At 71.4% G+C, this 14,882-nt stretch carries 11 protein-coding genes; 8 read left to right on the forward strand and 3 right to left on the reverse strand.

Translation table 11 applies throughout. The features are described 5' to 3' along the window. Positions 1–95: 95 nt before the first annotated feature. The 6 genes from EES43_RS22885 (at position 96) to EES43_RS22910 (ending at position 8,668) form a co-directional block, all read left to right on the forward strand. Positions 96–1,472: a DUF4192 domain-containing protein gene (locus EES43_RS22885; RefSeq protein ID WP_124270446.1), complete on the forward strand. Its 1,377-nt coding sequence runs from the start codon at positions 96–98 to the stop codon at positions 1,470–1,472. A gap of 568 nt (positions 1,473–2,040) precedes the next feature. Then, positions 2,041–2,799 (forward strand): NUDIX hydrolase, encoded by a 759-nt coding sequence (locus EES43_RS22890; protein ID WP_124270447.1) that lies wholly within the window; start codon positions 2,041–2,043, stop codon positions 2,797–2,799. 241 nt (positions 2,800–3,040) lie between these two features. Continuing rightward, entirely contained in the window at positions 3,041–4,774 is a 1,734-nt protein-coding gene (locus tag EES43_RS22895; RefSeq protein ID WP_124270448.1) for an ABC transporter ATP-binding protein, read from the forward strand. A 160-nt stretch (positions 4,775–4,934) separates the two neighbouring features. After that, positions 4,935–5,822 (forward strand): FadR/GntR family transcriptional regulator, encoded by an 888-nt coding sequence (locus EES43_RS22900; RefSeq protein WP_124270449.1) that lies wholly within the window; start codon positions 4,935–4,937, stop codon positions 5,820–5,822. A gap of 323 nt (positions 5,823–6,145) precedes the next feature. After that, a complete protein-coding gene (locus tag EES43_RS22905; protein ID WP_124270450.1) occupies positions 6,146–7,693 on the forward strand; it encodes an RNA polymerase sigma factor in 1,548 nt (515 codons plus the stop codon). Between the two features lie 144 nt (positions 7,694–7,837). Beyond that, the gene (locus EES43_RS22910; RefSeq protein WP_124270451.1) at positions 7,838–8,668 is read left to right on the forward strand and encodes a serine protease; all 831 of its coding nucleotides are present in this window, start codon (positions 7,838–7,840) and stop codon (positions 8,666–8,668) included. A gap of 373 nt (positions 8,669–9,041) precedes the next feature. Here the strand turns inward: EES43_RS22910 and EES43_RS22915 are convergent, their stop codons facing one another. Beyond that, complete coding sequence (locus EES43_RS22915; protein WP_073803639.1) at positions 9,042–9,275, reverse strand: DUF7455 domain-containing protein; 234 nt, start codon at positions 9,273–9,275, stop codon at positions 9,042–9,044. 446 nt (positions 9,276–9,721) lie between these two features. On the opposite strand from EES43_RS22915, the gene EES43_RS22920 reads away from it, so the two are divergent. Then, complete coding sequence (locus tag EES43_RS22920) at positions 9,722–11,851, forward strand: DNA gyrase/topoisomerase IV subunit B (protein WP_124270452.1); 2,130 nt, start codon at positions 9,722–9,724, stop codon at positions 11,849–11,851. Between the two features lie 136 nt (positions 11,852–11,987). Continuing rightward, complete coding sequence (locus EES43_RS22925) at positions 11,988–12,239, forward strand: hypothetical protein (RefSeq protein WP_124270453.1); 252 nt, start codon at positions 11,988–11,990, stop codon at positions 12,237–12,239. A 14-nt stretch (positions 12,240–12,253) separates the two neighbouring features. Here EES43_RS22925 and EES43_RS22930 read toward each other — a convergent pair whose 3' ends face one another. Continuing rightward, positions 12,254–12,928, reverse strand: a complete 675-nt coding sequence (locus tag EES43_RS22930) for a DUF7342 family protein (RefSeq protein WP_124270454.1) — start codon at positions 12,926–12,928, stop codon at positions 12,254–12,256. Next, entirely contained in the window at positions 12,925–14,613 is a 1,689-nt protein-coding gene (locus tag EES43_RS22935) for an ATP-binding protein (RefSeq protein ID WP_124270455.1), read from the reverse strand. Before EES43_RS22935 ends, EES43_RS22930 begins: the two co-directional genes overlap by 4 nt. Positions 14,614–14,882 lie beyond the last annotated feature (269 nt).

Genomic DNA, 14,882 nt, shown 5'->3' on the forward strand with positions numbered 1-14,882 from the left:
ATACCTATGACAGTCGGCGAACGGCAGTGCGAGCCTGTGGATAAGAGTTATCCACAGGGGTCGCGCGATTCGGCTCGACGAGGGACCGTCGTGCCATGAACAAGCACCACGAATCGACCGGCCCGGCCGGCGAACAGCAGATCACCCTGCGCGGTCCCGCCGATCTCGCCGACGCTCTCCCGTACCTCATGCGCTTCTACCCCAACGACAGCGTCGTCATGGTGGCCCTGCACGGCGGCCGAGGCCGCTTCGGCGGTCGTCTCCGACTCGGAATCCCGCAGTCGGCCGGCGAATGGGGTCCGGTGGCCGATCAGTTGGCGGAGTGCCTGATCTCGGGGAGCGAGAAGCGCGACGGCAGGCCCGATGCGATCGTCGTCTTCCTCTGCCAGGACTCGGCAGACGGCGGCAGCGGTCGCCTGACCATGGAGCGCCTCCGGCCGTTCGCCCAGCGCCTGCGTACGGCATGCGGAGCGCTCGACGTTCCCGTGCTCGAAGCCCTTTGCATCTCCGACGGCCGCTACTGGTCCTACTGCTGTCCCGACAGCCGGTGCTGCCCGACCCAGGGAAAGCCACTGGCCCTGCCCGGCACCACGGTGATGGCCGCTGCGGCTGCCTACGCGGGAATCCATGTTCGGGGAACGCTGCGTGACATGGAGGCCCGGCTGGAGCCGTTACGGGCCCCGGCCGAGGCGTCGGCGCAGGAGCAGGCACTGGACGAGGCCGGTCCGTCGATGATGGCCAGGATCCTCGACGAACAGGCCAGGGAAGGTGTCGCGCGGGAGACGGTGCGGATGGCCCGTGGACTCATGGAACGCCTCGGAACCACGGCTCCGGCTCCTCCGGCCCTCGCGGACATCCAGGACGACCGGCTGATCAGCCACGACGAAGCCGCCGCCGTCATCCTCGGCCTTCAGGACCGGGACACGCGTGACAAGGCCGCGGCATGGATGGAGGGCCCCGAGGCCCAGTCCGCACTGAGGCTGTGGCGGGCCCTGGCGCGACGCTGCGTCGGACCGTACGGGGAACACGCGGCGGCTCCGCTCACACTGGCGGGCTGGGTCTCCTGGTCCACGGGCGACGAACCGGGCGCGCGGGTCGCCCTGACGCTGGCTCTGCGAGCCGATCCCGACTACACGTTCGCCCAGCTCCTCCACCGCGCCTGCAACGAGGGACTGGACCCGGAGGCGCTGCGCCGCTGTCTGCGCGGCGAGCGGGACGAGAAGGAGGGCGACGCATCCGCCGGCGCCGCGGTGCCGGTCGACGCCGCGAACAGGAAGTCCGTCTGCCGTGCCCGAAGGTCTCGCCCACTGCCGCACGGGGGACGGCGGCGGGGGACCGGACGCCGGTTGACGGAAGCACGTCGTGGGCCGCGGATGCCCGGCGCAGTCCGGCCGGGCGTCGCCGGTGCCGGGCGCAGGACCGCGGGTGCGGAGCGCGGTTATGGCCGCCGCGGCACCAGGACTCGACGATGACGACGCGCGTCGGCCGGGATACGCGTGGCAGACCGCGAACCCTCCTCCCTGCGGGCCCGGTTGCCGACGACGGCGAGTTCCCGACCCGCGAGCAGGGTGCGCGCCGCCGCTGCAACGCCTGCAGCGCGTCACGGCAGCCGTGGATCGGCCGGGCGTACAGCTGGGCGGAGGCATTACGCGCCCGGGCCCGTGGCTGGAGGCGATGGGCGTCGAGGGTCCGGGGTGAACTCTCGGCCTGGCATCTCGTCCGGGGGACGCTTCGAGGTCTCGCCGATTCACGAGCGACGGCCGGACGCCGGCCCGGGAGCGGAGCCGCGTCCCGCGCGGCTCGGTTCCTGCGAGCACGGAGGAGCGGCCGCCGCTACCCGGCGCGACCGGCCGGTCCGGACCCCGAACGGCCGAGGAGCCCACTGCCGGAGCCGCAGCCGGCGAGAGGCCGCGGTTGCCGGGACAGGACCGGGAGAGGGCGCGCCCGGGCGCGGGCGGATCCTGGCACGACGGGCATTTCCCTGATCGCGAGGGCATCGAAAGGAGTGTTTATCGTCAGGCAGACGACTATGATCGCGGCATGCCGCCCTACGACCCGTCGACCTTCCCGCCCTTCGCCGTCACCGTCGACCTGGTCGTGCTCACCGTGCGCCGTCACGCGCTCTGCGCACTGGTCGTCCGTCGAGGCGAGACCCCGTTCCAGGGCCGATGGGCGCTGCCCGGCGGTTTCGTCAGGACGGACGAGGACCTCGGAGCGGCAGCCGCGCGTGAACTCGTCGAGGAAACCGGCCTCTGCGCACACGATCCGGCCAAACCCGCCGTCGGCAACGGGGCTCACCTCGAACAACTGGCCACCTACGGGGATCCGGCGCGGGACCCCCGGATGCGTGTGGTCAGCGTCGCCCATCTCGCCCTCGCTCCCGATCTGCCCGCGCCCCGTGCGGGCGGCGACGCCAACAGCGCGCGCTGGGCACCTGTCGAGGATCTGCTCGGCCCCGGCGCCGGGCGCGAGGGCGACCAGGCTGCGCCGCTGGCCTTCGACCACGCCCGGATCCTCGCCGACGGAGTGGAACGCGCCCGCTCCAAGATCGAATACTCCTCGCTGGCCACGGCGTTCTGCCCGCCGGAGTTCACGGTCGGCGAGCTCCGCCGGGTGTACGAGGCGGTGTGGGGAGTCGTGCTGGATCCGCGCAACTTCCATCGCAAGGTCACCGGCACGCCAGGCTTCCTGGTGCCCTCCGGCGGCACGACCACTCGGCAGGGCGGCCGGCCCGCGCAGTTGTTCCGGGCCGGTGCCGCCACGGTGCTCAACCCGCCGATGCTGCGCCCCGAGGTCTGACGCGCCGACGCCCCGACGGCCGGATGCCGTCGGCGGTCCCGGAGGGAAGTCCGGGCCGAAGTCCCCACGGGCGAGCGGCGGTCGTACCGGAGGGAATGCCTCGCGGTGCGCACTGCGACGGGTTCGCGGAACGCCCGCAGGTGCACCGTTGCGCCGAAAGTCGGAAATGTCGCGTTATGTTGCTGCGGTAATCACCTGCCGCCGAGCGGTCTCACCTTCCGCGAGAGACGCGAGAACAGCGATGCTCCAGGCCATCGGACTCACCAGCACCACCCGTCGCGACGCACCGCCCGCCGTGAACGACCTGACCTTCGAAGCCGCACCCGGCCGTGTCACCGCCCTGCTGGGCGCCTCCGGCTCCGGGAAGACCGCGGCCCTGCGACTGATGCTCGAACTCGACGCGGGCCGGGGTGTCGCCTACTTCCGCGGGAGGCCGCTGCACCGCATCCCTCACCCGGCCCGCGAGGTGGGAGTTCTGCTCGGTGACGTGCCCGGCCACCCCGCCCGCACCGTCCGCGGGCAGCTCCGCATGCTCTGCGCCGCCGCGGGCGTGCCGGCGACAAGGGCCGACGAGACGCTCGAAGTCGTCGGTCTCGCCGGACTCGGTGACCGGCGGCTCGGCACCCTCTCCGTCGGCATGGACCGCCGGCTCGGCCTCGCCTGCGCTCTGCTGGGAGACCCGCACACGCTGGTCCTGGACGAACCGGCCGACGGGCTCTCGCCACGCGAGAACACCTGGATGTACGGCCTGCTGCGCGCCCACGCGGCCCAGGGCGGCACCGTCCTGTACGCCACCGGAGACCCCAAGGAGGCTGCCCGCACGGCCGACCGCGTCGTCACCATCGACGGCGGACGGCTCGTCGCCGACCAGGGCGTCGCTGACTTCGCCCGCACCCGGCTCCGGCCCCGCGTCGCCGTCCGCACCCCGCACGCCGCCCGCCTCGCCGCAGTGGTGAGCCGGGAGGCGCGGGCAGCCAGACGCTCCGTCGAGGTGGTCGCCGAGGCGGGCAGCCGCCTGACGGTCTACGGCAGCAACTGCGCGGAGATCGGGGACACCGCGTTCCGGCACGGCGTCCCCGTGCATCAACTCGCCGACGAGATCGGCGATGCCGGGCCGGCCGTGCCACCGAAGGCCGTCGGGGCTGGACAGGCGTCGGCCGTCGCGTTGTCCGAACTGCCGCCTCCGATCCGCGTGCGCCCCGGCGGCGGCCCGCTGCGACCGCTCCGCTACGAGCTGCGACGCTCCCTCGGCGTCAGGACGACGACGCTGATCATGGCGACCGTGCTGCTGATGTCCGCGGCGCTCTCCGTCCTCCTGGCGCGGACGGACGGGACCTCCATCCCCCGCCTCCTCGCCGCCTGGCCCGAACTGCTCCCGCTGCCGCCCGCCGCGCTGGGCGCGGGTCTCCTGGGGGCCCTGTCCTTCGGCGACGAGTTCCGCTATCCGGCGCTCGCCGCCGGCCGGGGCACCGTGCCCCGGCGGCTGGGGCTGCTGTTGGCCAAGCTGACCGTGACCGCGGGTTTCGCCGTGCTTCTGGCCTTCCTCTCGGTCGTGTGCGACGCGCAGAGCCTGCGTCTGCTGTACGGGCCCCGGGCGATCGAGGCGCCGGCCAATGCGATCGCGCTCGGAGCGAGTTGGGCGGGCCTGACGATCGGCTGCGCCTGGGCGGGCCTGCTGGCGGCGGGCGTCTTCCGGGCGGCCGGGGCGGGCGTCGCCGCTGTGCTCGCGGTTCCGGTGCTCGTCGTTCCGCTGGTTCAGAAGGTGTTCGCGGCGCCGTCCGCGCGCTCGGCGGCGGGACTGCCCGGCAGGTTGCGCGAACTGGCCTGGTGGCAGCTTCCGCAGGAGGCCGACCGGTGGGTCCTGGCCGTGGCGCGGGTGGTGGCCCAGCCGGTCGGGGCCGCTCTCGCCCTTTCGTTGTCCGCCCTGGTGTGCGCGTATCTGTTCACCGGCCTTCGAGGAAAGGCGCGTTGGTGACCGTGCGCGCTCGCTGTCGAGGACGGAGGTCGGCAACTGCCTAAGGAATGCCTGGATTATGGGCATATGGCGTCAATTGCGGAGTGAACGCCGATCACCCTTTCGTGTGCTTTTCACCAAAGACCTCAAGGGGCGGGTGAGCTACGCCGACAAATGATGCGTGAGTACCCTTGCGCACACCATGATGACCGCCGCCCGCTCCGCCGACTCCGGCCTGGCCGGCTCGGGCGAAATCGATCGCTATCCCTACACGGAGGCGCCGGCCGACGAGCGCGCCGCGGCCCGGTCCTGGGGCGGTTCCGATTCCGAGTTGGGACGCGCGAGCCGACGGGGAGCGGCCAGTCGCGGGCGCGGCCTCCACGGCCAACTCGTCCAACAGCTGGGCCAGATGATCGTTTCCGGTGACCTCGGCGCGGACCGTCCCCTCGTTCCGGAGGAGATCGGTCAGCGATTCGAGGTCTCCCGCACCGTCGTACGCGAGTCCCTTCGCGTTCTCGAAGCGAAGGGACTGGTCAGTGCGCGCCCCAACGTGGGCACCCGGGTCCGCCCGGTCAGCGACTGGAATCTGCTCGACCCCGACATCATCGAATGGCGCGCCTTCGGCCCGCAGCGCGACGACCAGCGCCGTGAGCTGGCCGAGCTGCGCTGGACCATCGAGCCGCTCGCGGCCCGGCTCGCCGCCGGTCACGGCCGGGAGGACCTTCAGCAGCGCCTGGGCGACATGGTCGAGATCATGGGCCACGCGATGGGGCAGGGGGACGCGATCACCTTCTCCCGCGCCGATGCGGAGTTCCACGCGCTGCTCATCCAGGCAGCGGGCAACCGCATGCTCGAACACCTCTCCGGCATCGTCTCGGCAGCCCTGCACGTCTCCGGCGGCCCTGTCACCGGCTGTGACCGGCCGGGGGAGTCCTCGCTGGCCCACCATGCCCGCATCCTCGACGCGCTGGCCTCCGGCGACTCGGCGAGCGCCGAGGCGGCCATGCGCCAACTGCTCGTCGTCCACCCCGATGTGGAACGTGTGGTTCCCGCACCGCGCGAGCACTGACCGCCGTAGGTCGGGGCGGCCGGGCCCGGTGCCGCCGGACCGATGGGGTCCGGCGGCACAATTGTGGTGGGATGTCGGCCCTGGTGTCGTTCGTCGCGAATGAGGTGTGACTCGGGCCACGCGGATTGGGCGTAACACTCCTCGAAGCAGCGCGATGACCTAATAGGTAACCGCCGTGGAAGGAATACAGCAGCCCCCCAGCGTGCTGAGCACTTCTGAGGCCAAACCCGCGCCGTCGGCGACATCCCCAGTCGACGGTCGTCGGTTCCAGCCCTCTCCAGGGCGGGGCCGGAAGCCGTTTCCATCGTTCCGAGAGGTTGTTCGTGTCGGCCAGCACATCCCGTACGCTCCCGCCGGAGATCGCCGAGTCCGAGTCTGTGATGGCGCTCATCGAGCGGGGAAAGGCTGATGGGCAGATCGCCGGCGATGACGTGCGTCGGGCCTTCGAGGCTGACCAGATTCCGCCAACCCAGTGGAAGAACGTTCTGCGCAGCCTCAACCAGATCCTCGAGGAAGAGGGTGTGACGCTGATGGTCAGTGCCGCGGAGTCGCCGAAGCGCGCCCGCAAGAGCGTCGCAGCGAAGAGCCCGGTCAAGCGCACCGCCACCAAGACCGTCACGGCGAAGACCACCGTGACGAGGACCGTCGCGGCCCCCGCCGCCCCGGCGGCCGGGAGTGCGGACGCGGTGGCCGACGACGCCGTCGCGGCAGCTCCCGCGAAGAAGGCGGCAGCCAAGAAGACGGTTGCCAAGAAGACCGCCGCGAAGAAGACGGCGGCCAAGAAGACAGCGGCCAAGAAGTCCGGCAAGCAGGACGACGAACTCCTCGACGGCGACGAGGCGGCCGAGGAGATCAAGGCCGGCAAGGGCGAGGAAGAGGAGGGCGAGGGCGAGAACAAGGGCTTCGTCCTCTCCGACGACGACGAGGACGACGCGCCCGCGCAGCAGGTCGCCGTCGCCGGCGCCACCGCCGACCCGGTCAAGGACTACCTCAAGCAGATCGGCAAGGTCCCCCTCCTCAACGCCGAGCAGGAGGTCGAGCTCGCGAAGCGCATCGAGGCCGGCCTCTTCGCCGAGGACAAGCTCGCGAACGCCGACAAGCTCGCCCCGAAGCTCAAGCGTGAGCTGGAGATCATCGCCGAGGACGGCCGCCGGGCCAAGAACCACCTCCTGGAGGCCAACCTCCGCCTGGTGGTCTCCCTGGCCAAGCGCTACACCGGCCGCGGCATGCTCTTCCTGGACCTCATCCAGGAGGGCAACCTCGGTCTGATCCGAGCGGTCGAGAAGTTCGACTACACCAAGGGCTACAAGTTCTCCACGTACGCCACCTGGTGGATTCGTCAGGCGATCACCCGCGCCATGGCCGACCAGGCCCGCACCATCCGTATCCCGGTGCACATGGTCGAGGTCATCAACAAGCTCGCGCGCGTGCAGCGCCAGATGCTCCAGGACCTGGGCCGCGAGCCCACCCCGGAGGAGCTGGCCAAGGAACTCGACATGACCCCCGAAAAGGTCATCGAGGTCCAGAAGTACGGCCGTGAACCCATCTCCCTCCACACCCCGCTCGGTGAGGACGGCGACAGCGAGTTCGGTGACCTGATCGAGGACTCCGAGGCCGTCGTCCCGGCGGACGCGGTCAGCTTCACGCTCCTCCAGGAGCAGCTCCACTCGGTGCTCGACACGCTCTCCGAGCGTGAGGCGGGCGTGGTCTCGATGCGCTTCGGCCTCACCGACGGCCAGCCGAAGACGCTGGACGAGATCGGCAAGGTCTACGGCGTGACGCGGGAGCGCATCCGTCAGATCGAGTCGAAGACGATGTCGAAGCTCCGCCACCCGTCGCGTTCGCAGGTGCTGCGCGACTACCTCGACTAGTCCCGGCCTCCGGCGCGCCGGAGGCATCGGCGAAGGGCCCGGCTCCCCGCGGGGAACGGGCCCTTTGGCGTGTCCGCAGGTGCGGACGCCGGGCGGCTGGACCACGCTGGGTGAATCGTTGCCACCTCAGCGTCAGGAGCTTTCATGCCCCGTTCCGTGGTTCGTGCCCTGACCGGGGTGCTCGCCCTGGCCGCCGCGACGGCCGTGCCGCCGCTCGTTTTCCCCCTCCCGGTGGCTGCGGACAGCATCGTCGTCGGCGGGCAGCCCGCCCCGGTGGCGGACAGCCCCTGGGCGGTGGCCCTGTCCAGCCGTGACCGGTTCGGGGGAGCGCGTGGGGGGCAGTTCTGCGGCGGGGTCGCCGTGACGCCCACCAAAATCCTCACGGCCGCCCACTGCCTGAGCGAAGAGGCGCTGGGCGGCCCCGCCGACGCGGTGAGCGACCTGCGGATCATCGCGGGCCGCGACCGGCTCGACGACTCCGGCGGTCAGGAGATCCCGGTCCACGAGGTCTGGGTCAATCCGGAATACGACCCCGCCACCAACGCCGGAGACCTCGCGGTGCTGACCCTGTCCCGGCCCCTGCCCGCCGAAAGCGTCATCGCGCCGGCCCGCGGCGGCGACCCGGCCTATGACGCCGGGACGGCCGCCGCCGTCTACGGGTGGGGTGACACGACCGGCAGCGGTACGTACGCCTCCGCGCTGCGCTCCGCCCGCGTCCAGATCATGTCGGACGGCGAGTGCGCGCGCGCCTACCCGGGCGGACGGGAGGGCACGTACGAGGCATCCGCGATGCTCTGCGCGGGTGATCCGGCCGGCGGCAGGGACGCGTGCCAGGGAGACAGCGGCGGGCCTCTGGTGGCCCGTGGACGGCTCGTCGGCCTGGTGTCCTGGGGCAGTGGCTGCGGGCGTGCGGGCAGCCCGGGGGTCTACACCCGTATCTCGGCCGCCGTGGAATGGGCTGCGGGGCGGATCTGACCTGAGGGCGGTGTCCGGCAGGGACTGGACCGCCTCCCGTCGGCCGAGCCTCCAGGGGGCTCAGGGGCTCAGGGGCTCAGGGGGCTCAGGGCCACAGACGCCTTCAGCGTTGCCGAGCCTCCAGGAGTCTCCAAGGGCCCCTCAGTGCCTTTCGGTGTCTTCGGGCGCCACCCTCGGCATCCCCGGCCTCCCTGGCGTCTCCAGGTCCCGAGACCCTCTCGTGGAGGCGCCAAGGCACGCAAAGGGCCCCTGGGGCTGCCGAGCAGGGCTCAGAGACCCGGAGGGCCGGTCATGAGAACGGGCGGCTCCCCGAGGGGAAGCCGCCCGTCGGCCGGTCCTGGACCGGCCCCTGGCTCGTCGTGGATGCGAGGTCTCAGTGTTGTTCCTCGTCGGCAGCAGTCGCCTGCACGGCGGTGAGCCGATCCGTCTCATCCTGTATTTCCGCGGCGATCTTCTTGAGTTCCGGCTCGAACTTGCGCCCGTGGTGGGCGCAGAAGAGCAGTTCACCGCCGCTGATCAGGACGACGCGCAGATATGCCTGGGCGCCGCAACGGTCACAGCGGTCTGCTGCGGTCAGCGGGCTCGCGGGGGTCAGAACAGTAGTCACGTCGCCTCTTCTCTAGCTCGACGAGCTGTCGTACCAGGGTCAACATCCAACCAGGCCGAAAACGTTCCCGCTCGTGGCTTTTCTTCGAAACTTCTTCTCGGGATGGTTGTCCGTTGCCGGTTGGCGGCGAATGTGCCGTATGCGCAGAGCTACGGTTTCGCATTGCTTGTCTTGGGGTCGGTCCCGCCGGCCGGCTTGCCGGTTTGTTCATGAGGACGTGCCCGGAGCCTAAATGGTTCATGCCTCGAAGGGAACGTGATGTGCACGTCACTCCAACGAATGATCGAACATCTATGCGAACCTTCGTGGGGCTCGACTAGCATGATGATTCCCCGAGGGTGGCGTTACAACCGCTCTACCAGGCCTCTGTAGGCTCTCAGCGGCAACCGAAGGCCAGCCCGATACCCACCGGGGCCCCAGATGAAATTCAGCGAGGAGCGAACCGCGTGACCGCCGATACCGTGCCGTCCACTGCGTTGCTGACCGGAGCAGGCGGCGTCGTAGACAGGGACAGCTCCAACTACACCGCGCGGCACCTTCTCGTACTCGAAGGGCTTGAGGCCGTCCGCAAGCGCCCCGGCATGTACATCGGGTCCACCGACAGCCGCGGTCTCATGCACTGCCTCTGGGAGATCATCGACAACTCCGTCGACGAGGCCCTCGGCGGCTACTGCGACCGGATCGAGGTCATCCTCCACGACGACGCCTCCGTCGAGGTCCGGGACAACGGCCGCGGCATCCCGGTCGACGTGGAGCCCAAGACCGGCCTCTCCGGCATCGAGGTCGTCATGACCAAGCTGCACGCCGGAGGCAAGTTCGGCGGCGGCTCCTACGCGGCCTCCGGGGGCCTCCACGGGGTCGGCGCCTCCGTGGTCAACGCCCTCTCCGCCCGCCTGGACGTCGAGGTCGACCGCAACAGCGCGACGCACTCGATCAGCTTCCGGCGCGGGGTTCCCGGCATGTTCACGGAGCAGGGGCCGGACAGCCCGTTCGACCCCGCCAACGGGCTGCGCAAGGGCAAGCGGGTCCCGAAGACGCGTACCGGTACCCGGGTGCGGTACTGGGCCGACCGGCAGATCTTCCTCAAGGACGCCAAGCTCAACCTGGACACGCTGTACCAGCGGGCCCGCCAGACGGCCTTCCTGGTGCCGGGTCTCACCATCGTCGTCCACGACGAGCGCGGACTGGACGGCGAGGGCAAGTCGGAGGAGACGTTCCGCTTCGACGGCGGCATCAGCGAGTTCTGCGAGTACCTGGCCCAGGACAAGGCCGTCTGCGACGTCCAGCGGCTGACCGGCACGGGTACGTTCAAGGAGACCGTTCCCGTCCTCGACGACCGCGGCCACATGACGCCGACCGAGGTCACCCGCGAGCTCGGCGTCGACATCGCGCTGCGCTGGGGCACCGGATACGACACCACGGTCAAGTCGTTCGTCAACATCATCGCCACGCCCAAGGGCGGCACCCACGTCAGCGGCTTCGAGCGCTCCCTGACCCGCACGGTCAACGAGGCCCTGCGCTCCGCCAAGATCCTCAGGGTCGCCGAGGACGACGTGGTCAAGGACGACGCCCTCGAAGGGCTCACCGCGGTCGTCACCGTACGGCTCGCCGAGCCGCAGTTCGAGGGCCAGACCAAGGAGGTGCTCGGCACCTCGGCGGCCAACCGGATCGTCGCGAACGTGGTCGCCAAGGAGCTGAAGGCCTTCCTGACCTCGACCAAGCGGGATGCGAAGGCCCAGGCCAGGGCGGTGCTGGACAAGGCCGTCGCCGCCGCCCGCACCCGTATCGCGGCCCGCCAGCACAAGGACGCCCAGCGCCGCAAGACCGCGCTGGAGTCCTCCTCGCTGCCCGCCAAGCTCGCCGACTGCCGCAGCGACGACGTCGAGCGCAGCGAGCTCTTCATCGTCGAGGGCGACTCGGCGCTCGGTACCGCCAAGCTGGCCCGGAACAGCGAGTTCCAGGCGCTGCTGCCGATCCGCGGCAAGATCCTCAACGTACAGAAGTCGTCCGTCTCGGACATGCTGAAGAACGTCGAGTGCGGTGCGATCATCCAGGTCATAGGAGCGGGGTCGGGGCGGACCTTCGACATCGACGCGGCCCGCTACGGCAAGGTCATCATGATGACCGACGCCGACGTCGACGGCTCCCACATCCGCACTCTGCTGCTGACCCTCTTCCAGCGCTACATGCGCCCGATGGTCGAGGCCGGACGGGTCTTCGCCGCGGTGCCCCCGCTGCACCGCATCGAGCTGGTCCAGCCCAAGAAGGGCCAGGACAAGTACATCTACACGTACTCCGACAACGAGCTGCGCCAGACCCTGCTGGAGCTCCAGCGCAAGAACGTCCGGATCAAGGACTCCATCCAGCGCTACAAGGGCCTGGGCGAGATGGACGCCGACCAGCTGGCCGAGACGACGATGGATCCCCGCCACCGCACCCTGCGCCGCATCAACATCGGCGACCTGGAATCCTCCGAGCAGGTCTTCGACCTGCTGATGGGCAACGAGGTGGCACCCCGCAAGGAGTTCATCACCAGCTCGGCGGCCACCCTGGACCGCTCCCGCATCGACGCCTGAGAACCGCCCCCGCCCTTCTTCCCCGGACGACCACGCCTTTCCCGGCCCGGCCGGTCCCACGCGCAGAACGCCCGCGGGGATCCGCCGGGCCGGTCCGTTCGTCGCGGGCGAGCCGGCCGCAACGGGGGACGACGCGGTGCAGGACGTACCCGGGCGGGACGTAGCCGGGAGGGACGCGGCGCGACCCCGCGCCGGCACGGCCGAGGTCTACCCGGAGGCGCACCGCAGCGCCGCGGTCGTGCTGCTGTTCGTCGCCGAACTCGTCCGCAGCTGCGGCCGGTTCACCCTCGCCGACGTCGTCGCGGCGCGGGCGCGGCGAGGGAGGTCGTCCGGCGATCCCGCGTGGGCGGGGCTCCGCGCCACCCGGCGCTCGGGGCACGGCCGCTGAGAGCTGTCCCGCCCTCAGCCCGTGGCCCACGCGTAGCGGTGTTCCGGGCGGCCCGTCTCGCCGTACCGCAGGGTCAGGCGGACCCGGCCGGTGCGTTCCAGCAGCTTCAGGTAGCGCTGCGCCGTCTGCCGGCTCATTCCCGCGCAGTCGGCGATCTCCTGGGCGGAGAGCGGCCCGTCGGCGCTCCGCAGGGCCTGTCGCACCAGCTCGGCGGTGGTGGGGGAGTGGCCCTTGGGGAGGTCCGGTTCGCCCGCCGCCCACAGGGCGCCGAAGAGCCGGTCCACCTCCGCCTGCTCGGCCTCGCCGCCGCCGTCGAGCGTGTGGCGCAGAGCGGCGTACGCCTCCAGCTTCGACCGCAGGCCGGCGTAGGTGAACGGCTTGACCAGGTACTGGAGCGCGCCGTGCCGCATGGCCGCCTGGACCGTGGCGACGTCGCGGGCGGCGGTCACCATGATCACGTCGACCTGGCGGCCGAGTCGGCGCAGCTCCCCGGCGACGGCCAGACCGTTGCGGTCCGGCAGGTAGTGGTCGAGCAGGATCAGGTCCACCGGGACCTCTTCGACCGAGGCCAGGGCCTCGGCCGCCGAGTGGGCCCGCGCGGCCACCCGGAAGCCGGGGACCTTGGCCACGTACGCCGCGTTGATCTGCGCCACCCGTACGTCGTCGTCCACGATGAGGACCTGGATCACGTGTTCCCTCCCGTCGTGGCCGTACACCGCGCATCCGGATCGTCGTGCGGCGCGGCCTCTCGCGGTGGCGGTCCGGCGAGCGCCTCGGGGAGTACGACGGTGAACACCGCACCGCCCCCGGACCCCCGGGTGACGCTCACGCTGCCGCCCTGGCGCTCGGCCAGCCGCCGGACCAGGGCGAGCCCCAGGCCGCGTCTGCCGTGCGCGGGGAGGTCCTTGGTCGACCAGCCCTCGGTGAAGATGGTCTCGTACCGCTCCGGCGGAACTCCCGGTCCGCTGTCGTGCACCCGCAGCACCACGCTGCGGCCCTCCGCCCGCAGTCCGACCTCGATCCGGGCGTCCGGCGAACCGGCCGCCGCGTCGGAGGCGTTGTCGACGAGGTTGCCGACCACCGTGACCAGCCCGCGCGGCTCGACCACCCGGTCGGGCAGCAGTGTGCCGGGAGCGAGACGCAGCGACACGCCGCGCTCGGCCGCGACCGTCGTCTTGCCGACGAGCAGGGCGGCCAGCAGCGGGTCCCGCACCTTCTCGGTGACCTGTTCCGCCGTCGCCCGGTGGACGCCCACCACCTCGGTCACGAACTCCATCGCGTCCTCGTGCATCTCCAGCTCCAGCAGCCCCAGCAGGGTGTGCAGCCGGTTCGCGTGCTCGTGGTCCTGGGCGCGCAGCGCGTCGATCAGGCCCGTCGTCGAGTCGAGTTCGCGGCCGAGGCGTTCCAGCTCCGTCCGGTCGCGCAGGGTGACCACGGCGCCCCCGTCGTCGGTCGGCATCCGGTTGGCGAGCAGCACCCGCGCGCCCTGGACCGTCAGCAGGTCGTCGCCGACCACCCGGCCCGCCAGCACGTCCGCGGTCCGGCCGCCGTCCAGCACCTCCTCCAGCGGCCGGCCCGCCGCGTCCGGGCCGAGGCCCAGCAGCCGCTGCGCCTCGTCGTTCAGCAGCCGGATGCGGCCGGTCCCGTCCAGTGCGACGACCCCCTCCCGGATGCCGTGCAGCATGGCCTCGCGCTCGGACAGCAGCGCCGAGATGTCGGAGAACGCCAGGTCGTGGGTCTGCCGCTGGAGCCGCCGCGAGATCAGGTAGGCGGCGAGCGCGCCGACGGCCAGGGCTCCGCCCGCGTAGGCGAGAAGCCCCGGGATCGCGGCGAGGAGCCGGGCGCGGACGCTGTCGTAGGCGATGCCCACCGAGACCGCGCCGATCACCTCGCCGGAGGTGTCGCGCAGCGGCACCTTGCCCCGGGCCGAGCGGCCGAGGGTGCCGCTGTCGATCTCCATGACCTCCCGGCCGCCGAGCGCGTCCGCGGGGTCGGTGGAGACGACCGCGCCGATCCGGCGGGTCTCGGTGTGCGACCAGCGCACGCCCCGGCGGTCCATGACCACGACGTACTCCGCACCGGTGGCCCGCCGGATCCGGTCCGCCGCGACCTGTACGGGGCCGTGGGCCGAGGGATCGGTGGTGCGCAGGCCGGTCGCGATCTGCGGTTGGGCCGCGGTGCTCTGGGCGATGGCCAGCGCCCGGCGCATGGCCTGGTCGTCCAGCTGGTGGCTGAGGGGAGCCAGGAACAGGCCGGTGACCAGCACGGTGACGCCTGTGATGATGGCCAGCTGCATCAGCAGCACCTGGGAGAAGACCCGCCGCGGCCAGCCGAACCGGCGCGGTCCCCGGTCGGATGTCGGTGGGACGCTCATCGTACGAACGGTAGATGCGTCGGGCTCCCGGCGGAAATCCGCCGGTGGATTCGCCGGTGCATTCGGATTCTTCGGTGCGTCCGCCGGTGCACCCGTCAAGGGCGGCGGTCGCCGGTGGCCCGGCCGGGAAGCCGGGCGTCGCCGCCGCGCGGTCTCGCTCGGGCCCGCGCCCATGGGTCTCGTCCTCGGGCCCGCCGACCACCTCCTGCCTCGGCAGCGCGAGCTCGCCGCCTGCGCCCGCGCGCGAATTCACCTGTGATCCGTTGTGA

This window comes from Streptomyces sp. ADI96-02 (assembly GCF_003846185.1).
Classification (GTDB): Bacteria; Actinomycetota; Actinomycetes; order Streptomycetales; family Streptomycetaceae; genus Streptomyces.

Bases quoted from the DNA above. Each gene is read 5' to 3' on its own strand.
- EES43_RS22885 (WP_124270446.1), top strand. From the start codon at position 96: ATGAACAAGCACCACGAATCGACCGGCCCGGCCGGCGAACAGCAGATC.
- EES43_RS22890 (WP_124270447.1), top strand. From the start codon at position 2,041: ATGCCGCCCTACGACCCGTCGACCTTCCCGCCCTTCGCCGTCACCGTC.
- EES43_RS22910 (WP_124270451.1), top strand. From the start codon at position 7,838: ATGCCCCGTTCCGTGGTTCGTGCCCTGACCGGGGTGCTCGCCCTGGCC.
- EES43_RS22895 (WP_124270448.1), top strand. From the start codon at position 3,041: ATGCTCCAGGCCATCGGACTCACCAGCACCACCCGTCGCGACGCACCG.
- EES43_RS22935 (WP_124270455.1), bottom strand. From the start codon at position 14,613: ATGAGCGTCCCACCGACATCCGACCGGGGACCGCGCCGGTTCGGCTGG.